Source organism: Pseudomonas chaetocerotis (assembly GCF_015712105.2).
Taxonomy (GTDB): Bacteria; Pseudomonadota; Gammaproteobacteria; order Pseudomonadales; family Pseudomonadaceae; genus Aquipseudomonas; species Aquipseudomonas chaetocerotis.
On record NZ_JACFYX020000016.1, the window covers coordinates 24,192 to 48,999 of the forward strand.

The window sequence follows — 24,808 nt, forward strand, 5'->3', positions numbered from 1 at the left end:
GCCGCCGCAGCTCAGTGCGGCTGCTGGAACTGCGCTGCCAGTTCACGCAAGGCGACCTCGGCGCTCAGCACCTTGCTCACCGCGTCCTCGGCTTTTTCCCGGGTCAGCCCCAGGGCGTCGAACAGCTCATCAGGAATCTCGTTCTGCGGCCCGGCACCGATACCTCGGTTGCGCAGCAGACTGACCGCCAGGCACACCAGGTTGGGGAAGGCCGCGCTGTCGCCGGCGTAGGACGGATCGTGCTGAAAGCGCAGGGCGCTGGACAGCTCTTCCGGCATATCCCAGTGGCGCATCAGCCAGGCACCGATCTGCTCGCGGGTTATCCCCAGCAGGTGCTGCTCGATATGCCCGGTAGGCAGGTGCGGGTTGACCTCCAGATGACGGCAGATCAGCGAGAAGTGCGGTGGAAACACGTGTGCCAGGACCAGATAACCGAAGTTGTGCAGCAGTCCGGCCAGGTAGGTCAGGCCGGCTTCCGGGCGCTGCGCGCGAGGCATGGCGCGGGTCAGGCCCTCGATCACTGCAGCGGTGTAGATCGCCTGTTGCCAGTAGGGCGTGGCGTGCTGCGGCTGATCCTTGGGCAGGCTGAGGGTCTTGCCCAGCGCCAGGCCGAGAGCCAGGTTGATCACGAGATCGAAGCCCAGTACACGGACGATTGCATCTTCCACCGAGCGGATCTTGCCGGGCGCAGCGTAATAGGGCGAGGCGGCCCAACTGACCACCTGGGCGGCCAGCGCGGGATCGGTCTCGACCACACCGGTGATGTCATCCACGGTGGCGTTGGGGTCGACACGCAGCTTGATGATCTTCTGCGCGGTTTCCGGCAGCGGCGGAATCTCGATGGTTTCTTCCAGGCGCTGTTGGATGCGGCGTGCGGTAAAGGCCTGCACGGCTTGGGTGATTTCTGCGCGGTCATCATGCGGGCGATCGAGGTTCGGTTTGATCGCACTGACCGGCTCGCCGAAACGCGCCGCGCTGGCCTTGCTCAGCAGCGCTTTGAAGGCTTCGGTGGGGATTTCCAGCAACACACCAGGCTGGCCGGACTCGATCAGCAGACTGGGCACCTGCAGCAGGCGTTCTTCGTAGAGGCAGGGCGAACTGGTCAGCGGCGGCAAACCGGGCAGGGCGGCCAGATTGTGCTTGCCGAGCATGCGTTCCAGGCGCTCCGGCTTGACCGCCGTGAGCTGGCGCCCAGTCAGTTCGGCCAGGCGCGACAGATCGAGCATGTGGCTACGCGGATAGAGCACCAGCAGGGCACCGATGGCATCGTCTACCAGCACGGCCTGCAGGCGTGCCTCGCTTGGCTGGCCCGGGCGCTCCGCGCGTACCTGATAGGGTACGGCGAGTTTCTCCAGCAGTTGCACGATCACTGCGGGCGCTTGCGCAGTGGTGTTGGCGGCGAGGGCGGCTTCAGTCATATCGATATCCAGCGTGGGCGCATGTGCCTCGGAGTATAACCAGCGAGGATTTGCGTAAAGGTTCGTGGCGACGGTTGTCCTGTGAACAGGTTCACACTTGACCGTATTGCTGGCCGTGACGCAACCAGCGCTCCAACAATGGAGCCACATGTTGCGGCCAATGTTCCAGAAGAGCGTGCGCGGCATCGCGCACGGCGGGCAGCAGGTCGGCATCGCGCATCAGGTCGGCGACCTTGAATTGCAGCAGACCGGTCTGCCGGGTGCCGAGCATTTCCCCTGGCCCCCTGAGTTCGAGGTCCTTCTCGGCGATGACGAAACCGTCGGTGGTCTCGCGCATGATCGCCAGGCGTTCGCGCCCAAGCTGCGACAGTGGCGCATGGTAGAGCAGCACGCAATGGCTGGCGGCGCTGCCACGGCCGACTCGGCCGCGCAGCTGGTGCAACTGGGCCAGGCCCAGGCGTTCGGGGTTCTCGATGATCATCAGGCTGGCATTGGGCACGTCGACGCCGACCTCGATCACCGTGGTGGCCACCAGCAGTTGCAGCTTGCCCTGCTTGAACTCATCCATCACTGCGGCTTTTTCGGCCGGCTTCATGCGTCCGTGGATCAGCCCGACGCGCAGCTCGCCCAGTGCCGCAGAAAGCTCCTCGAAGCTGGTTTCGGCGGCCTGGCAGGTGAGCTCTTCGGATTCCTCGATCAGGGTGCATACCCAGTAGGCCTGGCGTCCCTGCAGGCAGGCATTGCGCACGCGCTCGACCACCTCGATGCGACGGCTATCGGCGATCACCAGGGTGTTGACCGGCGTGCGCCCTGGCGGCAGCTCGTCGAGGATCGAGGTATCCAGATCGGCGTAGGCGCTCATCGCCAGGGTACGTGGGATGGGCGTGGCAGTCATGATCAACTGGTGCGGGCTGAGGCGCCCGTCGATACCTTTCTGGCGCAGGGCCAGGCGTTGCTGCACGCCGAAACGGTGCTGCTCGTCGATGATCACCAGGGCCAGGCGCTTGAACTTCACTTCGTCCTGGAACAGGGCGTGGGTGCCGACCACCATCGGGCAGCCGCCGGCAATCTGTTCCAGCGCGCTAGCGCGAGCCTTTCCCTTGAGCTTGCCGGCCAGCCAGGCGACGTCCAGGCCAAGCGGTGCCAGCCATTTGCTGAAGTTGAGAAAGTGCTGTTCGGCGAGGATCTCGGTCGGCGCCATCAACGCCACCTGATAACCGGCCTCCAGCGCCTGCAGGGCGGCAAGGGCAGCAACCACCGTCTTGCCGGCGCCTACGTCGCCCTGCACCAGGCGCAGCATGGGCTCGCTTTGCGCCAGGTCGTAGGCGATCTCGGCGCCCACACGCTGCTGCGCGCCAGTCGGGGCGAAGCCGAGGTTGGCGAGGTATTGCTGTGGCAGCTTCTTGGCCGGCGGCAGGGCCGGCGCCTGCTGGGCGCGCACCTGTTCACGCAGGCGCTGCAGGGACAACTGATGCGTCAGCAGCTCTTCGAAGGCCAGCCGATGCTGGGCCCAGTGGCGACCCTCGGCGAGCTCTTCGACGTCGGCGTCCGGTGGCGGTCGGTGCAGGTAGCGGATGGCCTCGTCCAGTGGCGCCAGGCGATAGTCGCGTGCCAGCTCGTCAGGCAGCCAGTCCGGCAGGCTGCGTGGGCCGAGGCGCGCCAGTGCCTGCTGACTGAGCTGGCGCAGGCGCTGTTGGGTCAAACCTTCGGTGGTTGGGTAGATGGGCGTCAGGCTCTGCTCTACCGGGGCCGGCTCGTCGCCGCTCTGCGCGCGGTATTCCGGGTGGTAGATCTCCAGGCCCGTAGCACCGGGACGAACTTCGCCATAGCAGCGCAGGGCAGTGCCGCGTTTGAGGCCGTCCTTCTGCGCCTGGCTGAAGTGGAAGAAGCGCAGGCTCAGCGTGCCGCTACCATCCTGCAGGCGCACCAGAAGGCTGCGCCGCCGGCCCATGACCACGTCGGCACCGGCGACGATGCCCTCGACCACCGCATCCTGCCCCGGGCGCAGCGCGCCAATGGGGGTGATGCGGGTGCGATCCTGATAGCGCAGCGGCAGGTGAAACAGCACGTCCTGCAGGTTTTCCAGGCCGACCTTGGCCAGTTTCTCGGCCAGGGCCGCACCCACACCCTTGAGTGCGGTGACGGAAACCGCTGCCAGCTCGCTCACGTCCGGCCTCAGACTGCCTTGGTCTGCGGGCTACGGGCGACCGAGCAGAGGCGGATGGAGTCGGCCAGCACCTCGATGGCGTTGGGTCGCGGGAAGCTGGCGCGCCAGGCGATCGCCACGGTACGGAACGGCACTGGCGCGCTGAGCGGACGCACCTCGATCACGCCCGGCGCGTAGTGATGGCTGTCGACTGCCGAGAACGGCAGGATCGATACGCCAAGGCCGGAGGCGACCATATGGCGGATGGTTTCCAGCGAACTGGATTCCACTGTGGTGTGCTTGCCGTGATCGTCACCGCCCTTGCGCAGGGTCGGGCAGGCTTCCAGCACCTGGTCGCGGAAGCAGTGGCCTTCGCCGAGCAATAGCAGGCTCTTGTCGTTGAGCAGCTTGGTGTCGATGGTCTCCATTGCTGCCCAGGGGTGACCGGCGGGCAACAGGGCGTAGAAAGGCTCGTCGTACAGCGGCTTGGTCAGTACATCGGCCTCCTGGAACGGTAGAGCGATGATGATGGCGTCGAGTTCACCGGTGCGCAGTTTGTCGCGCAGGATATGGGTGAAGTTCTCCTCGATGTACAGCGGCATGTCCGGTGCGACCCGGTGCAACTGCGGAATCAGATGCGGGAACAGATAAGGGCCGACGGTGTAGATGGCGCCGATCTTGAGCGGCGCGGTCAGCTGGTTCTTGCCGGCCTGGGCCAGCTCGCGAATGCCCTGGGCCTGCTCCAGCACCTTCTGTGCCTGGGTGACGATGCCCTCACCGACCGGCGTCAGGCGCACGGCGCTCTTGCTGCGCTCGAAGATCAGCACGCCCAGCTCGTCCTCCAGCTTCTTCACGCCCACCGACAGGGTCGGCTGGCTGACGTGGCAGCGCTCGGCAGCGCGGCCGAAATGCTGTTCCTGGGCGAGGGTGACGATGTACCGCAGTTCGGTGAGGGTCATAGTGTTTATCCATTAAATTGCCGACAAGCATAGCCTTTGCATACGAATGAACCAACCGGGCTAAACTGCGCCTTTGCATAAATGTCATGGAGAAAAGCATGTCGGGATGCAACAGCCTGCTGATTGCCGGGTGTGGAGACGTCGGTACCCGCCTTGGCCTGCGGATGGCCGAACAGGGCTGGCGCGTGATGGGCATGCGCCGCAACGTGGCCTTGCTGCCGGCCGCCATCGAACCGCTGGCGGGCGATCTGCATGCCGATGTTTGCCCGCCGGATTGGCCGCAAGGGCCGCTGGATTACCTGGTGTATTGCGCCGCCGCCACCGAGCATGACGAGGCCGGCTACCGCGCTGCCTATGTCGAGGGGCTACGTCGCGTACTGAACTGGCTGGCGCAGCATGGACAGCGACCACGGCGCATCGTGTTCGCCTCCAGCAGCGGGGTGTACGGGCAACAGGAAGGCGAGTGGGTCGACGAGGACTCTCCTGCCGAAGCCCCGAGTTTTTCTGCGCTGATCATGCGCGAGGCCGAACGCGTCGCCCTCGGCAGCGGGGTGCCTGCGACCACGGTGCGTCTGACAGGCCTTTACGGGCCTGGCCGGGAATGGTTGCTGAGTCAGGTGCGCGGCGGTTATCGCGTCAGCGAAACACCGCCGCTGTATGGCAACCGCATTCATGTCGACGATGCAGCCGGGCTCTTTGCCGCGCTGCTGCAGGCGGACGCCGCAGGCGTGCCCCTGGCCGACTGCTATCTGGGCGTTGACGATGAGCCAGCACCGTTGCACGAAGTAGTAGGTTGGCTGCGTGAGCAACTGGGCGTAAGCCACTGGAGCGACGAGCAGCGCGTGCGCCGCGCCGGAAGCAAGCGCTGCAGCAATGCTCGCGCCCGTGCCTTGGGCTGGTCACCGCAGTATCCCAGTTACCGCGAGGGCTATGCGGCGATTCTCGCCGGGCGCTGAAGTGGACGCCAACAGCCTGCTGGCCAAGCCCTGGTTGCCGGGCGTCGAGCTGTTTCACGCCGATTTCTCCGGGCAGGCGTTCGGCCGTCACAGTCATGACGCTTTCGCCATCGGTGCCATCGTGCAGGGTGTCGGTGGCTACCAATGCCGTGGTCAGCGCTATGCGCTGCCTGCCGGCACCCTGTCGCTGATGAACCCCGAGGAGCCACATACCGGGCATGCCGAGTCCGCGCGCGTGGTCTATCGCATGCTCTATGTCGAGGAATCGCGGCTGCCGGCGCTGCTCGGGCGCAAGCGGCTGCCCAACGGCTTCAGCATGCTTAACCCGGATGATGACGGTCGCGTCGCGGCAAGCCTCGCGCAGCTGGCTGGCGAGTTCGAGCGCGGTGATGCGCTGGCGCTGGAGAGTGAACTGTTGGCGTTGTTGGAGCTGGTGTTCGTGCGCCATGGCGGCTTGCGCGAGGTCCGTCCGACCTTTCGTGACGGCGGGGTGGCCGCTTACCTGCGCGATTACCTGGAAACGCACTACGCCGAGGCTGTCAGCCTGGAACAGTTGGCCGCTCTGGTACAGCGCCACCCGCGCCATCTGATCGACGTGTTCCGCCGTGCCTATGGAGTGCCGCCGCACACCTATCTGCTGCAGCGCCGGGTGCGCGAAGCCAAGCGCAGACTGTTGCAAGGCCAGGCTCTGGCTGAGGTTGCGCTGGGTCTTGGCTTCTATGACCAGGCACATCTCAATGGCGTCTTCCGCCGTTTTACCGGCGTTACGCCGGGACGTTTTCGCGCCGTGGCGCAGGCGTGATTCTGCGGAGCGCAGCTTCAGGTTGCATGGTTGTGCCCATCACTGCGCCGGTTTGCTCGGCAGCAATTGCACATTGCGACTGACACTGAGTTTTTTCCAATACATCGATACCGCTGGTTGCCGACACTGCCTCCGCCAAACGGAGGTCCCATGTTCGCGTTGTTTCTTCTGGTTGCCGGTACTCATTTCGCGGCCTTGCTGTCGCCGGGGCCGGACTTCTTTCTGTTGATTCGTACTGCGCTGGCGAAGGGCCGGCGGCAGGCCGATGGTTGTGCCTGCGGCATCGCCCTGGCCAACCTGCTGAGCATGCTGCTGGTGCTGTTCGTCATGGCGTTGTTACCCGCCGATGGCAGTTGGCTGTGGCGCGGGCTGCAGGTCGTCGGTGGGCTTTATTTTGCCTGGATCGGCCTGCAGGCGCTGGCCTCGCGGCGGGATATCGTGCTGCCGCAAGGCGATCAGCTGACGCGGGGCGGGGTGTGGAAAGGTATACGTCAGGGCCTTCTGGCCAGCAGCTTCAATCCCAAATTGCCGCTGTTCTACGCCGGACTGTTCGGGGTACTGCGCGAGTCCGCGATGCCGGCATGGGGGCTGGGCCTCGCAATGCTGTGGATGACCCTGGTGATACTGTTCTGGGATCTGGCGCTGGTGCGCCTGCTCGATCAGACGCGCTGGCGCGGCTGGTTGCAGCAGCGCGTGCGCTGGCTGGATCGCGGTTGTGGGGTGTTGCTGCTGTTATTGGGCCTGTGGCTGCTGCAAGGGGCATTGGCAGGGTAACCCGGATGAAATCCGGGGAGAGTCGATCCACCTTTCCCCGGATGGCAAGGCTACTGGCGCTTGAGCAGCCAGCGCTGTTGGCCAGGCTGGTACTCGGGCATCTCGTCGAACTGTGCCCGGTTCTGCGCTTCGAAGATGCGCAGCTGATTGCCCTCATGGACGAACAGCCAGGGGCTGCCTCGATCGCCAGCCTGCAGCCAGAGACTGTCATGTTCGCCGCTCATGGCAGCGCAGTCGCCCGCCAGGCACAGGGCGAAGCGTTCGGCGCCGGGCAGGCCCTGCACCTGTCCGTCGCTGTTGAAGCGCACCAGGCCACCTTGGCCCAAACCCTCTTCGATCAGCCAGTCGCCGCCCAGGTAGTCGCGGTACAGCGCCTGTTCGAAGCTGCTGCCCAGCGGCTTGGGTTCGCCAGAGCTGGTGACGCGGGTGAAGTGCTGCTCTGGCCAGTAGCCGCTGGCGATCTGCACCAGCTCGCCATTCTGTACGGCCAGCTGTTCCTTGTAGTCACCGTAGAAGGTCACCTGCCAACGCCCCTCTCCGGCGCCCTGCAGCCTGCCTTCGGCCAGTTCGAAGCCGTTGCTGTAGCTGGCCTGCTGCCGTTCGGGGTTGATCTGCCATTCGAGGTTGGGCCCATAGGCAAGCAGGGCCTCACGCAGGCGGCCACTTTCGCGGGCGGCATCGATGGCTGCCTGGTTGATCCAGGTACCACTCGGGTCGTTGTTCGGGGTGCTGGCACAGCCGCTCAGCAGGGCGCCGCATAGCAGCAGAGGCAGTAGACGCATGGCGATCTCCATGCAGGGGAAGGGCGAGCGGGGCCTGGCGCCCCGCTCGAACGACTTACTCGATGACCAGGATAGCGTCCATTTCCACCTGCGCGCCGCGCGGCAGAGCAGCAACGCCGATGGCGGCGCGAGCCGGATAAGGCTGTTCGAAGTAGCGACCCATGATCTCGTTGACCTTGGCGAAATGCGACAGGTCGGTGAGGAAGATGTTCAGCTTGACGATGTCCTTGAACGAACCGCCGGCGGCTTCAGCGACGGCCTTGAGGTTCTCGAACACCTGCACGGTCTGTGCTTCGAAGCCTTCGACCAGCTCCATGCTCACCGGGTCCAGCGGAATCTGGCCGGACATGTAGACGGTGTTGCCGGCCTTGATCGCCTGGGAGTAAGTGCCGATAGCGGCGGGGGCCTTGTCGCTGGTGATGACGGTCTTGCTCATGAATCGCTCCTTGTGAGAACTGGCTGGGTCGAGCACCCAGCCTACAGGCTGGAAATAGGGAAATTGTGTCAGGCGCGCACTCGGGTGATACGCATCACGCCCTTGAGCGCGCGCAGTTTCTTGATCACACGGGCCAGGTGCACGCGGTCATGCACGCTGACCACCAGCTGCACGACGCTGATGCGGCCATCGCGTTCGTCCATGCTGATCTTCTCGATGTTGCCATCGGCAGCATTGACGCTGCCGGCCAGCAGCGCGATCAGGCCGCGCTGGTGCTCGAGTTCGACGCGCAGTTCGACGTTGAACTCGCCGGTAATGTCCTTGGCCCAGTTGAGTTGGATGCATTTTTCCGGGTTATGGCGGATATCGACGATGTTCCGGCAGCTCTCCATGTGCACCACCATGCCCTTGCCGGCGGACAGGTAACCGACGATGGGGTCGCCCGGGATTGGCGTGCAGCACTTGGCGTAGCTCATCACCAGGCCTTCGGTGCCGCGAATCGCCAGTGGGCCTTCGCTGTTCGGCAAGGTGTCGTCGCCACTTTCGGCCAGCAGGCGACGGGCCACGACGTAGGCCATGCGGTTACCCAGGCCGATGTCTTCGAGCAGATCCTCGATGACGTCCTGGCGGTACTCGCCCAGCACGGCTTGCACGCGCTCGGCGGAGATTTTCTCCAGGTGCGTGTCGAAGCTGGCCAGCACCTTGTTCAGCAGGCGTTCGCCGAGGCTGATGGATTCGGAGCGGCGCTGCTGCTTGAGGGCGTGGCGGATGTGCGTGCGCGCCTTGCCGGTGACCACGAAGTTGAGCCAGGCCGGATTCGGTCGGGCGCCGGGCGCAGTGACGATCTCCACCGTCGAGCCGCTTTCCAGCGCCTGCGACAACGGCGCCAGGCGACGGTTGATGCGGCAGGCGATGCAGGTGTTGCCGACATCGGTGTGCACCGCGTAGGCGAAGTCAACCGCGGTGGAGCCTTTCGGCAGCTCCATGATGCGACCCTTGGGCGAGAACACGTAGACCTCGTCCGGGAACAGGTCGATCTTCACGCTTTCGATGAATTCCAGCGAATTGCCGGCGCGTTGCTGCAGTTCCAGCACGCCCTTGACCCATTGGCGTGCGCGGGCGTGGTTGCCCTTCGGGGCCTCATCCTCGCTGGACTTGTACAGCCAGTGCGCGGCGATGCCGTTGTTGGCCATCTCTTCCATCTCGCGGGTGCGGATCTGGATCTCGATGGGCACGCCGTGCATGCCGAACAGCGTGGTGTGCAGCGACTGATAGCCGTTGGCCTTGGGAATCGCGATGTAATCCTTGAAGCGGCCGGGCAGCGGCTTGTACAGGTTGTGCACGGCGCCGAGCACGCGGTAGCAGGTGTCGACCTTGTCGACGATGATGCGGAAGGCGTAGACATCCATGATCTCGTTGAACGCCTTACGCTTGCCGCGCATCTTCTGGTAGATGCTGTAGAGGTGCTTCTCGCGGCCGATCACCTCGCCTTCCATGCCTTCGCGCTGCAGGCACATCTGGATCGATTCCTCGATCTTGGCCACGATCTCCTTGCGGTTGCCCCGGGCGCGGCGCACAGCGGCGCGGATGCGCTCGGAGCGCATCGGGTGCATGGCCTTGAAGCCCAGGTCTTCGAACTCCACGCGCATGTTGTGCATGCCCAGCCGGTTGGCGATGGGCGCGTAGATTTCCAGGGTTTCCTTGGCGATGCGCCGGCTCTTCTCGTGCGGCATGGCATCGAGGGTGCGCATGTTGTGCAGGCGGTCGGCGAGCTTGACCAGAATCACGCGGATGTCGCGGGCCATGGCCATGGCCATCTTCTGGAAGTTCTCGGCCTGCGCCTCAGCCTTGGTCTCGAAGTTCATCTGGGTCAGTTTGCTGACCCCGTCGACCAGTTCGGCCACGGTCTCGCCGAACTGCGCGTTGAGCGCTTCCTTGGCGATGCCGGTATCTTCGATGACGTCATGCAGCATGGCGGCCATCAGGCTCTGATGATCCATGTGCATGTCGGCGAGGATGCTGGCCACGGCCAGCGGATGGGTCACGTAGGCTTCGCCACTGCGGCGGCGTTGGCCATCGTGCGCCTGTTCGGCGTAGAAGTAGGCTCGGCGAACCAGGTTGACCTGATCATGGCCGAGGTAGGCCGAAAGTCGGTTGGCGAGAGCGTCTATACCAGCCATGGGGTATTCCCCTCATGGCCGATTTGGCTACACGCCGCGCAGCTTCGACCCGGCATCATCGACTTACAGAGGCTCGTTGGCCTCTTCCTCGAAGGCAGCGAACAGCGGTTCTTCTTCGACGATGTCTTCCTGGGCGATCACGTCATAGTCCACCAGGCCAGCCGCGATCTCGCGCAGGGCCACTACGGTGGGCTTGTCGTTTTCCCAAGCCACTTTCGGCTCTTTGCCGCCGGTGGCCAGCTGGCGCGAACGTTTGGTCGCGAGCATGACCAGTTCGAAGCGGTTATCAACATTGTCCAGGCAATCTTCGACGGTAACGCGAGCCATGGTGTTCCTCGTAACGTGTGCGGATAAGCTTGGCCCGAGCGGGCGAGCGGACTGGATATTGTAAAGCAGCTGCAAGCTTCAAGCTACAAGCAGGAGCCAAACCGGCCTTGCTTTTACTTTCAGCTTGTGGCTTGCGGCCGCTGTTATGCCAACAGTTCGCCGAGCAGCCCGGCATGGCGCTGCTGCTGCTGTGTTTGCGACAACTGGTTGCTGCGGAAGATGGCTTTCAGGTCGCTCAGGGCGTGATTGAAGTCGTCGTTGATCACCAGGTAGTCGTATTCGACGTAGTGGCTCATCTCGCTGACGGCCTCGCGCATGCGCCGTTCGATAATCTCGCCGCTGTCCTGGCCGCGGTTGGTCAGGCGGTGACGCAAAGCTTCCTGGGTCGGCGGCAGGATGAAGATGGATTTGCTCTGCGGCATCAGCTTGCGCACTTGCTGCGCGCCCTGCCAGTCGATCTCCAGAATCAGGTCGAAGCCTTCGTTCAGGGTCTGCTCGACCCATTTCTGCGAGGTGCCGTAGAGGTTGTCGAAAACCTGGGCATGCTCGAGGAATTCGCTGCGTTCGAGCATGGTGTTGAACTGCGCGTGATCGACGAAGTGGTAGTTGACTCCGTCCACCTCACCCGGGCGCATGGCGCGGGTGGTATGCGATACCGAGACGCGAATCTGCGCCTCGCTGTCGATCAGGGCTTTGACCAGGCTGGTCTTGCCGGCGCCGGAGGGAGCGGAAACGATGTAGAGGGTGCCGGTGGTGGCCATTAGAGCTTCCTGAGCAAATCTTGATGGGCGTGAAAACGTAGCGAGCAACTGCTAGACAAGGCGAAATCAGATGAGAAAGCGGAGTTTACGACTGTAAATGAGCATGTCGAACCTGATTTATACGCTTCGCTCCCCTTCGGGCCAGCCTTCGGCTGTTATTACGCTTTGCTTCGTTTCAACGCGGTATAGCCTAGCGCAGCAGTTTTCACTCGATGTTCTGTACTTGCTCGCGCATCTGTTCGATTAGCACCTTCAGATTGACCGCAGCCTGTGTGCTGCGCGGATCGAAGGCCTTGGAGCCGAGGGTGTTGGCTTCTCGATTGAGTTCCTGCATGAGGAAGTCCAGGCGCCGCCCGGCAGCACCGCCGGCCTTGAGCACGCGACGGACTTCGCTGACATGGGTGCTGAGGCGATCCAGCTCCTCGGCCACGTCGCTCTTCTGCGCCAGCAGTACCAGCTCCTGCTCCAGTCGTTGCGGATCGAGCTCGGCCTGCATCTCGGCGAAGCGGGTCTCGATCTTGGCGCGCTGCCCGGCAAGCATCTGCGGTACCAGTTCGCGCAGGGCGGCGACTTCGTCGAGGATGCTGTCGAGGCGCTCGTTGAGCAGCTTGGCCAGCTCGGCGCCTTCTCGAGCGCGGCCTGCCTTGAGTTCGCCCAGCGCCTGGTCGAACAGCTTCAAAGCTGCAGTGTTCAGCGCCTGCGGGTCGGCCGAGTCGGCCACCAGCACGCCGGGCCAGGCCAGCACTTCCAGCGGGTTGAGCGGGGCCGGTTGCTGAATCAGCCCGGCGACCTGTTCGGCGGCGGCGATCAGTTGGCGAGCACGCTCGCTGTCGACCTGCAATTGTTTGCCGGCACTTTCTTCGGCGAAGCGCAGCGTGCATTCCACCTTGCCGCGTGACAGACCCTGGCGAAGTGCTTCGCGCACCGAGCCTTCGAGATCGCGGAAGGCTTCCGGCAGGCGCAGGTGCGGTTCGAGATAGCGGTGGTTGACCGAGCGCAGCTCCCAGCTCAGTGTGCCGTGAGCGGTTGCCTGCTCATTGCGGGCAAAGGCCGTCATGCTGTGAACCATGGGATACCTCGTGGAAGTCGGCTCGAAAAACGCAGGATTGTAGCTCACGGCGCCTACCCATTTCATGTGCAGGCGATCGGACTTGCCATCTGCTGGCGCCAATTCGGCGTGTCGCCTTGCTCGACCGCCCCCTATAATGCGTGCTGTTTTCACTTAATGAAGTAGGTATCGCTCGATGAAACGTCCCAGTGGCCGCGCCGCCGATCAGTTGCGCTCGATTCGCATCACCCGCAACTACACCAAGCACGCCGAGGGATCGGTGCTGGTGGAGTTCGGCGACACCAAGGTGATCTGCACCGTCAGCGTCGAGTCGGGCGTGCCGCGTTTCCTCAAGGGTCAGGGCCAGGGTTGGCTGACTGCCGAATACGGTATGCTGCCGCGTGCCACCGGCGAGCGTAACCAGCGTGAAGCCAGCCGTGGCAAGCAAGGTGGCCGTACCCTGGAAATCCAGCGCCTGATCGGTCGCTCGCTGCGCGCGGCACTGGATATGACCAAGCTGGGCGAGAACACCCTGTATGTCGATTGCGATGTGATCCAGGCTGACGGTGGCACTCGTACCGCTTCGATCACTGGCGCCATGGTGGCGCTGATCGATGCGCTGAAAGTGCTGAAGAAGCGTGGCGCGCTCAAGGGCGATCCGCTCAAGCAGATGATTGCTGCGGTGTCGGTCGGCATCTACCAGGGCGAGCCGGTGCTGGATCTGGACTACCTGGAAGACTCCGCCGCCGAGACCGATCTCAACGTGGTGATGACCAACGCCGGTGGCTTCATCGAAGTGCAGGGCACTGCCGAAGGCGCACCGTTCCAGCCTGAAGAATTCAACGCCATGCTGGCGTTGGCGCAGAAGGGCATGAACGAGATCTTTGAACTGCAGAAGACCGCGCTGGTCGACTGAGACCTCAACCGAGCAAGGAGCACCCGCATGAATGACGATATGCAAAACCCGGTTCCGACGCCCAGTCAGGAAGCGCGTCAGTGGGCGATGTTCTGCCACTTCGCCGCGTTTCTCGGGTTGGTGTTCCCCTTTGGCAATCTGCTTGGCCCGCTGATCGTCTGGCAGATCAAGAAGGATTTCGACCCATTCGTCGATGCGCAGGGCAAGGAAGCGCTGAACTTCCAGATCAGCGTGGCGCTGGCCGCCATCGTCTGCTTCATCCTGATGGTGGTGGTGATCGGCTTCCCGCTGCTGATGCTGCTGGGCTTGGCCGCGCTGGTGCTGACCATCATCGCGGGCATCAAGGCCAATGAGGGGCAATCCTATCGCTACCCCTTCAGTTGGCGTTTGGTGAAGTAAACCTGCGTGCAACAAAAAAGCCGGCGATAAGCCGGCTTTTTTGTGCCTGTCGATCAGGTGCTGAGAATCCAGTCGTAATCGACGATCAGCGGCGCATGCTGGGAGAAGCGCGGCTGACGTGGCAGGCGTGCGCTGCGTACGCTACGGCGCATGCCCGGAGTGAGCAGCTGGTAGTCGAAGCGATAACCCAGGTTGAGCATCTCGGCCTGCTCGTTATCCGGCCACCAGCTGAACTGGTCACCTTCGCGGCTGACTTCGCGCAGGGCGTCGACATAACCCATATTGCCGACCACCTCATCCATCCAGGCACGCTCGGGCGCCAGGAAGCCGGGGGATTGCTGGCAGTCGCGCCAGTTCTTCACATCCAGCTTCTGGTGCGCTACATGCAGCGAGCCGCAGTAGATGTACTCGCGACGCTTGCGGCGTTGCTTGTCCAGATAGTGGGTGAAATCGTCCATGAACTTGAATTTCTGATTCAAGCTCTCATCACCGTCCCGCCCGCTTGGCAGGAGCAGGGTGGCGATACTTACCTTGTCGAAATCGGCCTGCAGGTAGCGCCCGTAGCGATCGGCCATCTCGAAGCCGAGGCCGCTGATCACCGCCTTGGGTTGCAATCGCGAGTAGAGCGCCACGCCACCTTGGCTGGGCACTTCACCGTCGCATGCATAGAGGAAATAACCATCCAGTTGGAAGGCTTGGTCGTCCATTTCAAAGGCGGAGGCACGGGTGTCTTGCAGGCAGATCACGTCGGCATTCTGGGCTTGCAGCCAGCTGAGCAGACCTCGCTCGGCCGCAGCCTGAATACCATTCACGTTCACACTGATGATCCGCATAAATGGCCCCCAAAAACACGTGCGTGTATGATACCCGAGCTCACCTCATTTAGCTAAATCCGTGCCGTCCGGGACTTTTCATGCAAGCGTACCAGCGCGATTTCATTCGCTTTGCCATCGAACGCGGTGTTCTGCGTTTCGGTCAGTTCACCCTCAAGTCCGGGCGTACCAGCCCTTATTTCTTCAATGCCGGCCTGTTCGACAGCGGCCTGGCGCTGGCTCAGCTGGGGCGTTTCTACGCGGCTGCCATCGTCGACAGCGGCATCGACTTCGATGTGCTGTTCGGCCCGGCCTACAAGGGTATTCCGCTGGCGGCGACCACTGCCGTGGCGCTGGCCGAGCATCATCAGCGCGATCTGCCCTGGTGCTTCAATCGCAAGGAAGCCAAGGATCACGGCGAGGGCGGCACTCTGGTCGGTGCGCCGCTCAAGGGCCGTGTACTGATCGTCGATGACGTGATCACCGCCGGCACCGCGATTCGTGAGGTGATGCAGATCATCCAGGGCCAGGGTGCGCAGGCTGCCGGCACGTTGATCGCGCTGAACCGCCAGGAGCGTGGTCAGGGCGAGCTTTCCGCCATTCAGGAGGTCGAGCGCGACTTCGGCATGCCCGTAGTGAGTATCGTGTCACTCGAACAGGTATTGGAATATCTGGCAGGGGATGCTGAACTGAAGCAATATCTGCCGGCCGTCGAAGCCTATCGCGCCGAGTACGGAATCTAGCCCTAGCACAAGGTCGTCTTATGCCTGCACCGCTCCTGACCCGCTGTACGCTGCTCTGTAGCCTGCTACTGCCGCTGTCTGGTGTGGCTGCCGAGCTGTATCGCTACGTCGATGACAAGGGTGTGACGGTGCTCAGTCGCCAGGGGGTGCCGCCGGAGTTCATCGGCAAAGGTTACGAGGTGCTCAATGATCAGGGGCGCGTGCTGCGTGTGATCCCGCCGGCCCCGACGCCTGAAGAGTTCGCCCGCATGCAGGCGGACAAGGCGCGCGCGAGCAGCGATGCACAGCTGCTGCGCCTGTACACCAATCTCGATGATGTCGACCGTGCCCGTGAGCGCAAGCTGGCCGAACTCGACAGTGTCACCAGCGTCGCGCGTGGCAATCTGCAGTCGGTGCGTACTCAGCAGGCCAACTTGCAGAGCCAGGCTGCCGACCATGAGCGTGCCGGGCGCCAGGTACCGGAGCATTTGCTGGCGCAGATCAACAACCTCAAGGAAGAGCAGCGGCGCCTGCAGCGTGATATCGCCCGTTACAAGGAGACGCGCACCCAGGCCGAGGCGGGTTTTGCCGCTGACCGTGCGCGCCTGGCCGAGTTGTTTGGCGAGCCGCAGAAAAAGCCTTAGGGCTCAGTCATTCAGCCTAGTGGCTGAGTATTCTCGAAACGCTCGATCTTTTCCCTGAGCCACTGCGGCAGCGGCGCGCTGCTGCGTGTCGTGCCGTCTGCGTGAACATAGACGATTTCGCCGCTGGTCAGCAGTTCGCCGTCGCGCCAGATGCCGAGTGCGAAGGTCAGGCTGGATCGGCCCAGGCGCGCGCTGCGAACGCCAATCTGCAACTGATCGTCGAAGCGCGCCGGGGCGCGGTATTCGAGCAAGGCGCGGATGGCGAAGAAATCGCCGCCGTCCCTAGCCAGGTCACCGGGGTAGGCGACGCCCAGCGCACGGAAGTACTCGGTGATGGCGACGTCGGCGTAGGTCAGGTAGTGGCCGTTGAAGACGATGCTTTGCGGATCGACTTCTGCCCAGCGCACGCGCAAGGCGTGGAAGAAGCTGAACTGGCTGAGTTCGGGCAGGCTGCTCATGGGCGTTCCTTGACGAAGGTTGCCTGGCGAGCGTGCATGTTGAGGAGGGCTGCGGCAAGTTCGAGTCGGTGTGCGGATGGCTTGCGATAAGGCCGCTCGATGGCCGGCGTCATCTCGTAGGGTGCGCCGTGCGCACCGCTGTGTTTGCCTTGTCTTCGCTCGCGTTGCGGGCATCTTCGGCTGCAAATGGGGGAGGGGCATCAGAGGGATGCGTGGCGGGCGCTTGCCTTCACCCGCCCTTCGGGCACCCCGCTCCGCGCCCCGGCCTGATCGCCAGCGATCAGGCGCTCATCGGCGCAGGAAGCAGTGCTTCCAAAAGTTCGCCTCTTCGCCCCAGGGGGAGAGGGGCATCAGAAGGCCGCGTTGCGGCCACTGTTTAGGGGCGTTTGCGGTTGCTGATCATGGTGCCATTGCCGATGTCGGTGAAGATTTCCAGCAACACTGCATTGGGTACACGGCCATCGATGATGTGCGAACTGGTCACGCCACCCTGCACTGCTTCCAGGGCGCACTTGATCTTCGGCAGCATGCCGCCGTAGATGGTGCCGTCGGCAATCAGATCGTTGACCTGCTCGGTAGTGAGGCCGGTTAGCACCTCGCCCTGCTTGTTCATCAGGCCGGCGATGTTGGTCAGCAGCATCAGTTTCTCGGCCTTCAGCGCCTCAGCCACCTTGCCAGCGACCAGGTCGGCGTTGATGTTGTAGGACTCACCGCCCGGGCCGACGCCGATGGGCGCGATGACCGGGATGAAGTCGCCCTTGACCAGCATGTTCAGCAGGTCGGTGTTGACCCCGGTGACCTCGCCGACATGGCCGATGTCGATGATTTCCGGCTGGGTCATCTCTGGCGTCTGGCGGCTGACCGTGAGCTTCTTGGCGCGGATCAGGCCTGCATCCTTACCGGTCAGGCCGATAGCGCTGCCGCCATGCTGGTTGATCAGGTTGACGATGCTCTTGTTGACCTGGCCGCCGAGCACCATTTCCACCACGTCCATGGTGGCGGTATCGGTGACGCGCATGCCGTCGATGAAGTGGCTCTCGATGGACAGTCGCTTGAGCAGGTCGCCAATTTGCGGGCCGCCACCGTGCACCACCACCGGGTTGATGCCGACGGCCTTCATCAGCACGATGTCGCGGGCGAAGCCCTGCTTGAGCTCCTCGCTTTCCATGGCGTTGCCGCCGTACTTGATCACCAGGGTCTTGCCGACGAAGCGGCGGATATAGGGCAGGGCTTCGGACAGTACCTTGGCAACCTGGGCAGCGGCGTCACGCTCGAGGGTCATGCAGGGGCTCCTGGAACAAATCGGTCAAAAGGGCAGTTGCAGGTCGGGGGCGACCTTTAGCAGCTGAACACGGAACACATCCTGGATACGCTCCAGCTCTTCCTGAGTGTCGGCTTCGAAGCGCAGCACCAGCACCGGTGTGGTGTTGGACGCACGAATCAGACCCCAACCCTTGGGATAGTCGACGCGCACGCCATCGATGCTGGTAATGTTCGCTTCGCCCCACTGGCCTTCACGCTGCAGGCGTTCGATCATGCCGAACTTGGTCTGCTCGGTGACCTTGATGTTGATTTCCGGCGTTGAAATGTCGCTGGGGAAGGCGCTGAACACCTGCTCGGCGTTGCGTTTTTCGAGGCTGAGGATTTCCAGCAGACGGGCAGCACTGTAGATGCCGTCATCGAAACCGTACCAGCGCTCCTTGAAGAAGATGTGACCGCTCATCTCGCCGGCCAGCAGGGCACCGGTTTCCTTCATTTTCTTCTTGATCAGCGAGTGGCCGGTCTTCCACATCACCGGGCGACCGCCGTAGCCGCTGATCAGCGGGGTCAGGCGACGAGTGCATTTGACGTCGAAGATGATGTCGGCGCCGGGGTTGCGCGAGACCACGTCCTTGGCAAACAGCATCAGTAGGCGATCCGGGTAAACGATATTGCCGGTGTTGGTCACCACGCCGACACGGTCTCCGTCACCGTCGAAGGCCAGGCCCAGGTCGGCGTTTTCCGCTTTGACGCGGGCGATCAGATCCACCAGGTTCTCCGGTTTGCCCGGGTCCGGGTGGTGGTTGGGGAAGGTGCCGTCCACTTCGCAGAACAGCGGAATCACGCTGCAGCCCAGGGCTTCGATCAGTTGCGGGGCGATCACGCCGGCGGCGCCGTTACCGCAGTCGACCACCACGCGCAGCGGCTTGGCCATGGCGATGTCGTCACGGATGGTCTTGAAGTAGCGTTGCAGGACGTCGACCTGCTGCACGCTGCCGACGCCGCTGGCCAGGTCGTTGTTGTCCAGGCGGGTCTTCAGCGCGAGGATCTGCTCGTTGGCCAGGGTGTCGCCCGCGATGATGATCTTGAAACCGTTGTAATCCGGCGGGTTGTGGCTGCCGGTGAGCATCACGGCCGAGCGGCCTTCCAGCACGTTGGCGGCGAAGTACACCACCGGGGTCGGCACCATGCCGACGTCAGTGACTTCGCAACCGCAGTCGAGCAGGCCCTGTACCAGTTGTTGCAACAGTTCCGGGCCGGAGAGGCGGCCGTCGCGGCCAACGATGACCTTGGGCTCGCCCTGGGACAGGCTCTGCGAGCCGATGGCGCGGCCAATCCAGTAGGCGTATTCGGCGGTCAGGGTGTCGCCCACCACCCCACGGATGTCGTAGGCGCGGAAAATGTCGGCGGGAAGTTTAGGGGCGCTTTGGCGAGTGCTCATTGCGGGGTTCTGCTCCAGTCCCAGGAGATCCTGGTCTTCATCGAGAATGTCGATATCGAGGATATCGGTGTCCTGAAACAGCGGGTCGACCAGCTCGGCGGGCTTGGTTGCCGGCTGAGCGGCGGGTGCCGCAGCTGTTCCTTTAACGGGGGTACTGCTGCCTTCAGGGCCACTGCGGCGCGGCAATCGCGCCAGGCTTTGGGCCAGTGCATCGAGAACCGGCATGCTGAGGCTGAAGGCTTTGACGTTCTTACCGGCGGAGAGTTCTTTGAGCATTTGCCCGAGTTGCTGGGCGTCGAGATTGACGCGCCGCTGCAGCGCGCCCTGCACCAGGATCATGCCGATCAGTGCGCCGCCCAATGCAAGCAGGAACGCGAGGCCGAGCATTGCGGGAGAAATGCTGCCTTGAGCCAGGTCGGGGCCGGGGGTGAAGCTGATCTTCCAGTAGGGGTTGCCGGTGGCGAAGGTCTGCGCAGCGGCTGCATCGCCTGCCTGACCGCGCTGTAGCAGAATCTGCGGCGGCGTGTTGGCGAACTGCTGCACCAGCTGCACCTGACCATACTCTGGCGGTAGCGCCGGCACGGCTGCGAGCAGTCGCTGCAGATCGAAGGCCAGCAGCAGCGTACCCTGTGCCGGCTGGTTCTCATTCAGGCGCAGTGCCACGGCGCTGTATGCCAGCCAGCGCTCACCCACGCGATAGGCTTCGATAGCGGGTTGCTGACCGCTTTCAGTGCGGCGCAGCATATCCAGGCCGGCGAAGTTCATCGGCGCGGTGCGGGACGTGTTCTGTACCGCTTCGCCGCGGCGATTGAGATGGGCATCGATCACGCCATCCCAGTAGCCCAGGCGCCGTTCGACTTCATTGACCCGCAGATTGTCGCCGCTTTGCAGTGCTTGCAACAGCTCCGGGTTGCGTGCTGCGGCGAGGCTGTCGGCCTGTAATTGCTTGAGCACCTGCTGCACGGCAGAGGCCTGGCTACTGCCCATGGCCTGCACCAGCTCTGCCTGGCGCGCCTGGCTGCTGCTGTTATCGGCAAACCACAGCAGCGCGGCGCCTGCGGCCCCGCCGATCAGTGCGGCCAGAAGGCCCGGTAGCAGTGCGCTCAGTGAGGTGTTCGCCGCCTTGCCCTTGGGCTTGCTCGGCGCCAGGCTGGCAGCCGTGTTGGCGTCCTTGGCATTACGCTTGAAGAGTTTCACGTGGGTGCTCCTCGGCGGGTCGTCCTATGGGGGGATGAATCAGTGGCTACCGGAGTGGCCGAAGCCGCCGGCGCCACGTTGAGTCTCGTCGAACTGCTCGACCAACTCGAAGTGGGCCTGCACCACCGGTACCAGCACCAACTGGGCGATACGTTCGCCGATGGCGATGGTGAAAGGCGTCTGGCCACGGTTCCAGCACGAGACCATCAGTTCGCCCTGGTAATCCGAGTCGATCAGGCCGACCAGGTTGCCGAGGACGATGCCGTGTTTGTGGCCGAGGCCCGAGCGCGGCAGGATCATCGCGGCCAGGCCAGGGTCGCCGATGTAGATCGACAACCCCGTCGGAATCAGCACGGTCTGGCCTGGCTCGAGGACGATCTCCTCCTTGAGCATGGCGCGCAGGTCGAGGCCGGCGGAGCCGGGTGTGGCGTATTGCGGCAGCGGAAATTCCTGGCCGAGGCGGGGGTCGAGGATCTTGGCTTGCAGAGCGTGCATGGTCAGTTCTTGTTCAGTCGTTCGGCGATAAGGGTGATCAATTGGCGGGCGATCTTGCCCTTGCTGGTCTGGGCGAAGCTGGTTTGCTGCAGCCCACGGTCGATCACGGTGATGGCGTTCTCTTCACTATTGAAGCCGATGCTGGGGTTGGCCACATCATTGGCGACGATCAGGTCGAGATTCTTGTCGCGCAGCTTGCGCGAGGCGTATTCGAGCAGGTTCTCGGTCTCGGCGGCGAAGCCCACGCTGAACGGGCGATCCTCGCGGCCGGCGATGGTGGCGAGGATATCCGGGTTGCGCACCATTTGCAGGAGCATCCCTTCGCCGCTGGTGGGGTCTTTCTTCAATTTGTGCTGGGCGACCACTTCCGGGCGGTAGTCGGCCACGGCGGCGGCGGCAATCAGCACGTCACAGGGCATGGCGGCTTCGCAAGCAGCGAGCATGTCGCGGGCGCTGACCACGTCGATGCGGCTGACCCGGTCCGGCGTCGGCAGGTGCACCGGGCCGCTGACCAGCGTCACTCGCGCGCCAGCTTCGGCAGCGGCCTCGGCCAGGGCGAAGCCCATCTTGCCGGAGCTGTGGTTGGTGATGTAACGCACCGGATCGATGTTTTCCTGGGTGGGGCCGGCGGTAATCAGGATGTGCAGGCCGTCCAGCGCCTGGCGCTGGAAGCAGTCTGCGGCCAGTTGGGCCAGATCATTGGCTTCGAGCATGCGACCGAGGCCGACATCGCCACAGGCCTGGCTGCCGGATGCCGGGCCGAACAGGCGCATGCCGCGACTTTGCAGCCGTTCGAGGTTGGCCTGGGTGGCGGCGTCGCGCCACATGGCCTGGTTCATCGCCGGAGCCAGGGCAATCGGCGCGTCGGTGGCCAGCACCAGGGTGGTGAGCAGGTCGTTGGCCACGCCCTGAGCGAGGCGCGCGACGAGGTCGGCGGTGGCCGGGGCGATGAGGATCAGATCGGCCCAGCGCGCCAGCTCTATGTGGCCCATCGCCGCTTCGGCGGCCGGGTCGAGCAGGTCGAGGTGCACGGGGTGGCCGGAAAGGGCCTGCAGGGTCAACGGGGTGATGAACTCGCGTCCGCCCTGGGTCATCACCACGCGGACTTCGGCGCCCTGATCCTTGAGTCGGCGAACCAGTTCGGCGCTCTTGTAGGCAGCAATACCGCCCCCCACGCCGACGATGATGCGTTTGCGATACAGCCGCTGCATAGGCCTGCCTTTTATAAACCGGTGGATGTGCGCCACGTGACCAACGCCTCCCCAGGCCGGCCCCGTGTAAAAAGATGGGCTACGATAGCACAGCGCCCGCAGCGGAACAGCGGGCGCCTGGCTCGACAGGGAGGTGTACATGAGCATTCGTGACTGGCCCGCGGCAGAGCGTCCGCGGGAGAAATTGCTGGAGCAGGGCGCGGCATCGCTGACTGACGCCGAACTGTTGGCAATCTTTCTGCGTACTGGGGTGACCGGCAAGAGTGCGGTGGACCTGGCGCGTTATCTGCTGAGCGAGTTCGGCGGTCTGAGAGTCCTTCTGGAAGCCGATCTGGCTGGCTTCAGCCAGCACCTCGGCCTGGGGCCGGCCAAGTACGCCCAACTGCAGGCGGTGCTGGAGATGTCGCGGCGCCACCTGGCCGAGCGCCTGCGCCGCGATTCGGCGCTGGAAAGCCCGCAGGCGGTGCGTGACTACCTCAAGGCGCAGCTGCGCCACGAACCGCATGAGGTATTCGGCTGCCTGTTTCTCGATGCCAAGCACCGCGTGCTGGCGTTCGAGGTGCTGTTTCGCGGCGGCATCGACAGCGCCAGCGTTTATCCCAGGCAGGTGGTCAAACGCGCTCTGGCCAACAACGCTGCAGCCGTCATCCTCACCCACAACCACCCATCGGGTGTAGCGGAGCCCAGCCAGGCCGACCGCGTGCTGACCCAGCGTCTCAAGGATGCCCTGGCGCTGGTCGAGGTGCGCGTGCTCGATCACTTCATCATCGGTGATGGTGAGCCGCTGTCGATGGCCGAGCTCGGCTGGATGTAGCGGGACTTGCTGGGTGCAACCCGCTGCATCGATAGCGGCGGGTTGCACCCGCCCTACGTGCCTGGATGTAGGGGCGGCGCTCCTACAGCGTGCAGGGTGGGCTTCAGCCCGTCAGGGCGATGTCTCATGGTGCCACCTGCACCGAAGCGAAATTCTGCCGGCCGAACGGACTGACCTTGTAGCCCTGCACCTTGGCGCTGAGCAGGGCGAAGGCAGTGGGGTGGGCCAGCGGCAGCCACAGCGCCTGTTCCTGAATGATCGCCTGCGCCTGGTGATAGAGGCGGCTGCGCTCATCCTGGTTGCTGCGGGCCTTGCCGTCCGCGATCAGCTTGTCCAGCGTTTCGTCGCAGTAGCGGGCGAAGTTCAGCCCGGACTGCACCGAGGCGCAGGCGAATTGCGGGGTGAGGAAGTTGTCCGGGTCGCCGTTGTCGCCGGCCCAGCCCATGAACAGCAGGTCGTGCTCGCCGGCCTTGGCGCGGCGGATCAGCTCGCCCCATTCGATCACGCGAATTTCAGCAGCGATGCCGACCTTGGCCAGATCCGCCTGCAACAACTGCGCGCCGAGGCTCGGGTTGGGGTTGAGCAGGCTGCCGCTGGGGCGTGTCCAGATGGTGGTTTTGAAACCGTCAGCCAGGCCCGCTTCGGCCAACAGGGCGCGGGCTTTTTCCGGTTTGTGCGCGTAGCCGGGCAGTTCGCTGGCATAGCTCCAGGTGTTCGGTGGATAGGGGCCGCTGGCGGGCTCGGCGCTGCCTTCGAACACGGCCTTGACGTAGCTGGCCTTGTCGAACGCCAGGTTGATCGCCTGGCGCACCTGCGGTTTGTCCAGTGGTGGGTGCTGGCTGTTGATACCGACGAAGGCGGTCATGAACGCGGCAGTCTGCGCGCTTTTCAGTTTGGCGTCGCCGGCGATGGCCTGTACGTCCTGCGGTTTCGGCGACAGGGCGATCTGGCATTCGCCACGGCGCAGCTTCTGCAGGCGCACGTTGCTGTCCGGCGTGATGGCGAATATCACCCGCTCCACGCCGGGCTTGCCGGCAAAATAGTCCGGGTTGGCGCGGTAGCGCACCACGGCATCCTTCTGGAAACGCTCGAAGACGAACGGTCCGCTGCCGATGGGCGCGCTGTTGAGCTTCTGCGGTGTGCCGGCAGTCAGGAGCTTGTCGGCATATTCGGCAGAGTAGATCGAGGCGAAGCCCATGCTCAGGGTGGCGAGGAAGGTGGCATCGCGGCGGTTCAGGGTGATGCGTACGCTATGGGCATCCGCTGCCTCGACCTTGGCGATCAGGCTTGGCCACTGCATCGACTGGGCATGTGGGTAGCCACTGGCGGCGACCTTGTGCCAGGGATGCTGGTCGTCGAGCATGCGCTGGAAGCTGAACAGCACGTCTCGGGCATCGAGCGTGCGGCTGGGCATGAAGTCGGCGCTGTGGTGAAATTGCACGTCGTCGCGCAGAGTGAAGTCATACACCAGGCCGTCGTCGGAGATCGACCAACTGCGCGCCAGGCTTGGCAGCAGTTTGCCCTGCTCGGCGTCGAATTCCACCAGGCGGTTCATCAGCATGTCCGCCGAGGCGTTGGTGGTGGTCAGCGAGTTGTATTGCACCACGTCGAAACCTTCGGGGCTGGCCTCGGTGCATACACTGAGGGTGGCGGCCTGGGCCAGGATCGGGGTGCATAGCAGAGCGGCGAGTAGCAGGCGCATGGTGGAGTCCTCATTCCTGGCGTTGACGGCAAGCTTGCAACCCTAGTCGATTTGCCATGAGCTGAATACCTGATCGAGGCGACGAGCGGTCAAATCTTGATCAGGCCCCAACGGGCCGGCCCCCGGCGGGTCTGCTGGCTCGGGGTTG

Annotated in this window: 24 protein-coding genes; 8 read left to right on the plus strand and 16 right to left on the minus strand. The window is 63.8% G+C overall.

Features of this window, described 5'->3' with window-relative positions; genetic code table 11:
* Nucleotides 1-11: 11 nt before the first annotated feature.
* The 3 genes from H3221_RS22845 to H3221_RS22855 form a co-directional block, all read right to left on the minus strand.
* On the minus strand, nt 12-1,418 hold the full coding sequence (locus H3221_RS22845) for an aminoacyl-tRNA deacylase and HDOD domain-containing protein (RefSeq protein WP_196476207.1): 1,407 nt from the start codon (nt 1,416-1,418) through the stop codon (nt 12-14).
* A 91-nt stretch (nt 1,419-1,509) separates the two neighbouring features.
* Nucleotides 1,510-3,585 (minus strand): ATP-dependent DNA helicase RecG, encoded by a 2,076-nt coding sequence (recG, locus tag H3221_RS22850; RefSeq protein WP_196476208.1) that lies wholly within the window; start codon nt 3,583-3,585, stop codon nt 1,510-1,512.
* Nucleotides 3,586-3,593: 8 nt separating this feature from the next.
* Nucleotides 3,594-4,523 (minus strand): hydrogen peroxide-inducible genes activator, encoded by a 930-nt coding sequence (locus tag H3221_RS22855; RefSeq protein WP_024310059.1) that lies wholly within the window; start codon nt 4,521-4,523, stop codon nt 3,594-3,596.
* A 98-nt stretch (nt 4,524-4,621) separates the two neighbouring features.
* Between H3221_RS22855 and H3221_RS22860 the strand changes: the two genes are divergently transcribed.
* The 3 genes from H3221_RS22860 to H3221_RS22870 all read left to right on the plus strand — a co-directional run bounded on the left by H3221_RS22860 (nt 4,622) and on the right by H3221_RS22870 (nt 7,055).
* On the plus strand, nt 4,622-5,479 hold the full coding sequence (locus tag H3221_RS22860; protein ID WP_196476209.1) for an NAD-dependent epimerase/dehydratase family protein: 858 nt from the start codon (nt 4,622-4,624) through the stop codon (nt 5,477-5,479).
* A gap of 1 nt (nt 5,480) precedes the next feature.
* Complete coding sequence (locus H3221_RS22865; protein WP_196476282.1) at nt 5,481-6,281, plus strand: AraC family transcriptional regulator; 801 nt, start codon at nt 5,481-5,483, stop codon at nt 6,279-6,281.
* Between the two features lie 150 nt (nt 6,282-6,431).
* Entirely contained in the window at nt 6,432-7,055 is a 624-nt protein-coding gene (locus H3221_RS22870; RefSeq protein WP_196476210.1) for a LysE family translocator, read from the plus strand.
* Between the two features lie 50 nt (nt 7,056-7,105).
* Here H3221_RS22870 and H3221_RS22875 read toward each other — a convergent pair whose 3' ends face one another.
* From H3221_RS22875 to H3221_RS22900, 6 genes are all read right to left on the minus strand, one after another.
* Complete coding sequence (locus H3221_RS22875; protein ID WP_196476211.1) at nt 7,106-7,837, minus strand: hypothetical protein; 732 nt, start codon at nt 7,835-7,837, stop codon at nt 7,106-7,108.
* A gap of 55 nt (nt 7,838-7,892) precedes the next feature.
* Nucleotides 7,893-8,273 (minus strand): RidA family protein, encoded by a 381-nt coding sequence (locus H3221_RS22880; protein ID WP_003464610.1) that lies wholly within the window; start codon nt 8,271-8,273, stop codon nt 7,893-7,895.
* Nucleotides 8,274-8,341: 68 nt separating this feature from the next.
* Complete coding sequence (gene spoT, locus H3221_RS22885) at nt 8,342-10,453, minus strand: bifunctional GTP diphosphokinase/guanosine-3',5'-bis pyrophosphate 3'-pyrophosphohydrolase (RefSeq protein ID WP_196476212.1); 2,112 nt, start codon at nt 10,451-10,453, stop codon at nt 8,342-8,344.
* Between the two features lie 63 nt (nt 10,454-10,516).
* On the minus strand, nt 10,517-10,780 hold the full coding sequence (rpoZ, locus tag H3221_RS22890; RefSeq protein ID WP_196476213.1) for a DNA-directed RNA polymerase subunit omega: 264 nt from the start codon (nt 10,778-10,780) through the stop codon (nt 10,517-10,519).
* A 143-nt stretch (nt 10,781-10,923) separates the two neighbouring features.
* Complete coding sequence (gmk, locus tag H3221_RS22895; RefSeq protein WP_196476214.1) at nt 10,924-11,541, minus strand: guanylate kinase; 618 nt, start codon at nt 11,539-11,541, stop codon at nt 10,924-10,926.
* A gap of 205 nt (nt 11,542-11,746) precedes the next feature.
* Nucleotides 11,747-12,610: a YicC/YloC family endoribonuclease gene (locus tag H3221_RS22900; RefSeq protein ID WP_196476215.1), complete on the minus strand. Its 864-nt coding sequence runs from the start codon at nt 12,608-12,610 to the stop codon at nt 11,747-11,749.
* Nucleotides 12,611-12,785: 175 nt separating this feature from the next.
* On the opposite strand from H3221_RS22900, the gene rph reads away from it, so the two are divergent.
* Both rph and H3221_RS22910 read left to right on the plus strand, forming a co-directional pair.
* Nucleotides 12,786-13,505 carry a ribonuclease PH gene (gene rph, locus H3221_RS22905; RefSeq protein WP_192985516.1) on the plus strand — a complete coding sequence of 240 codons (720 nt, stop codon included), beginning with the start codon at nt 12,786-12,788 and terminating at the stop codon, nt 13,503-13,505.
* A 27-nt stretch (nt 13,506-13,532) separates the two neighbouring features.
* Nucleotides 13,533-13,904, plus strand: coding sequence for a DUF4870 domain-containing protein (locus H3221_RS22910; protein WP_196476216.1), 372 nt, complete (start codon nt 13,533-13,535; stop codon nt 13,902-13,904).
* 53 nt (nt 13,905-13,957) lie between these two features.
* Here H3221_RS22910 and H3221_RS22915 read toward each other — a convergent pair whose 3' ends face one another.
* Nucleotides 13,958-14,737, minus strand: coding sequence for an exodeoxyribonuclease III (locus H3221_RS22915; RefSeq protein WP_196476217.1), 780 nt, complete (start codon nt 14,735-14,737; stop codon nt 13,958-13,960).
* 80 nt (nt 14,738-14,817) lie between these two features.
* Here H3221_RS22915 and pyrE point away from each other — a divergent pair, with 80 nt between their 5' ends.
* Complete coding sequence (pyrE, locus tag H3221_RS22920; RefSeq protein ID WP_013717752.1) at nt 14,818-15,459, plus strand: orotate phosphoribosyltransferase; 642 nt, start codon at nt 14,818-14,820, stop codon at nt 15,457-15,459.
* A 20-nt stretch (nt 15,460-15,479) separates the two neighbouring features.
* A complete protein-coding gene (locus H3221_RS22925) occupies nt 15,480-16,082 on the plus strand; it encodes a DUF4124 domain-containing protein (protein ID WP_160018791.1) in 603 nt (200 codons plus the stop codon).
* An 11-nt stretch (nt 16,083-16,093) separates the two neighbouring features.
* On the opposite strand, the gene H3221_RS22930 is transcribed toward H3221_RS22925, so the two are convergent.
* The 5 genes from H3221_RS22930 to coaBC all read right to left on the minus strand — a co-directional run bounded on the left by H3221_RS22930 (nt 16,094) and on the right by coaBC (nt 22,144).
* Nucleotides 16,094-16,540, minus strand: a complete 447-nt coding sequence (locus tag H3221_RS22930; RefSeq protein WP_196476218.1) for an acyl-CoA thioesterase — start codon at nt 16,538-16,540, stop codon at nt 16,094-16,096.
* 376 nt (nt 16,541-16,916) lie between these two features.
* The gene (gene argB, locus H3221_RS22935) at nt 16,917-17,822 is read right to left on the minus strand and encodes an acetylglutamate kinase (protein WP_017676059.1); all 906 of its coding nucleotides are present in this window, start codon (nt 17,820-17,822) and stop codon (nt 16,917-16,919) included.
* Nucleotides 17,823-17,846: 24 nt separating this feature from the next.
* Nucleotides 17,847-19,241: a phosphomannomutase/phosphoglucomutase gene (gene algC, locus H3221_RS22940; RefSeq protein WP_196476283.1), complete on the minus strand. Its 1,395-nt coding sequence runs from the start codon at nt 19,239-19,241 to the stop codon at nt 17,847-17,849.
* A gap of 1,236 nt (nt 19,242-20,477) precedes the next feature.
* Nucleotides 20,478-20,933 (minus strand): dUTP diphosphatase, encoded by a 456-nt coding sequence (gene dut, locus H3221_RS22945; protein ID WP_074682220.1) that lies wholly within the window; start codon nt 20,931-20,933, stop codon nt 20,478-20,480.
* A gap of 2 nt (nt 20,934-20,935) precedes the next feature.
* On the minus strand, nt 20,936-22,144 hold the full coding sequence (gene coaBC, locus H3221_RS22950; protein WP_196476219.1) for a bifunctional phosphopantothenoylcysteine decarboxylase/phosphopantothenate--cysteine ligase CoaBC: 1,209 nt from the start codon (nt 22,142-22,144) through the stop codon (nt 20,936-20,938).
* A gap of 139 nt (nt 22,145-22,283) precedes the next feature.
* Here coaBC and radC point away from each other — a divergent pair, with 139 nt between their 5' ends.
* Nucleotides 22,284-22,958: a RadC family protein gene (radC, locus tag H3221_RS22955; RefSeq protein ID WP_196476220.1), complete on the plus strand. Its 675-nt coding sequence runs from the start codon at nt 22,284-22,286 to the stop codon at nt 22,956-22,958.
* 124 nt (nt 22,959-23,082) lie between these two features.
* Here radC and H3221_RS22960 read toward each other — a convergent pair whose 3' ends face one another.
* The gene (locus H3221_RS22960; protein WP_196476221.1) at nt 23,083-24,660 is read right to left on the minus strand and encodes an ABC transporter substrate-binding protein; all 1,578 of its coding nucleotides are present in this window, start codon (nt 24,658-24,660) and stop codon (nt 23,083-23,085) included.
* Between the last annotated feature and the right edge of the window lie 148 nt (nt 24,661-24,808).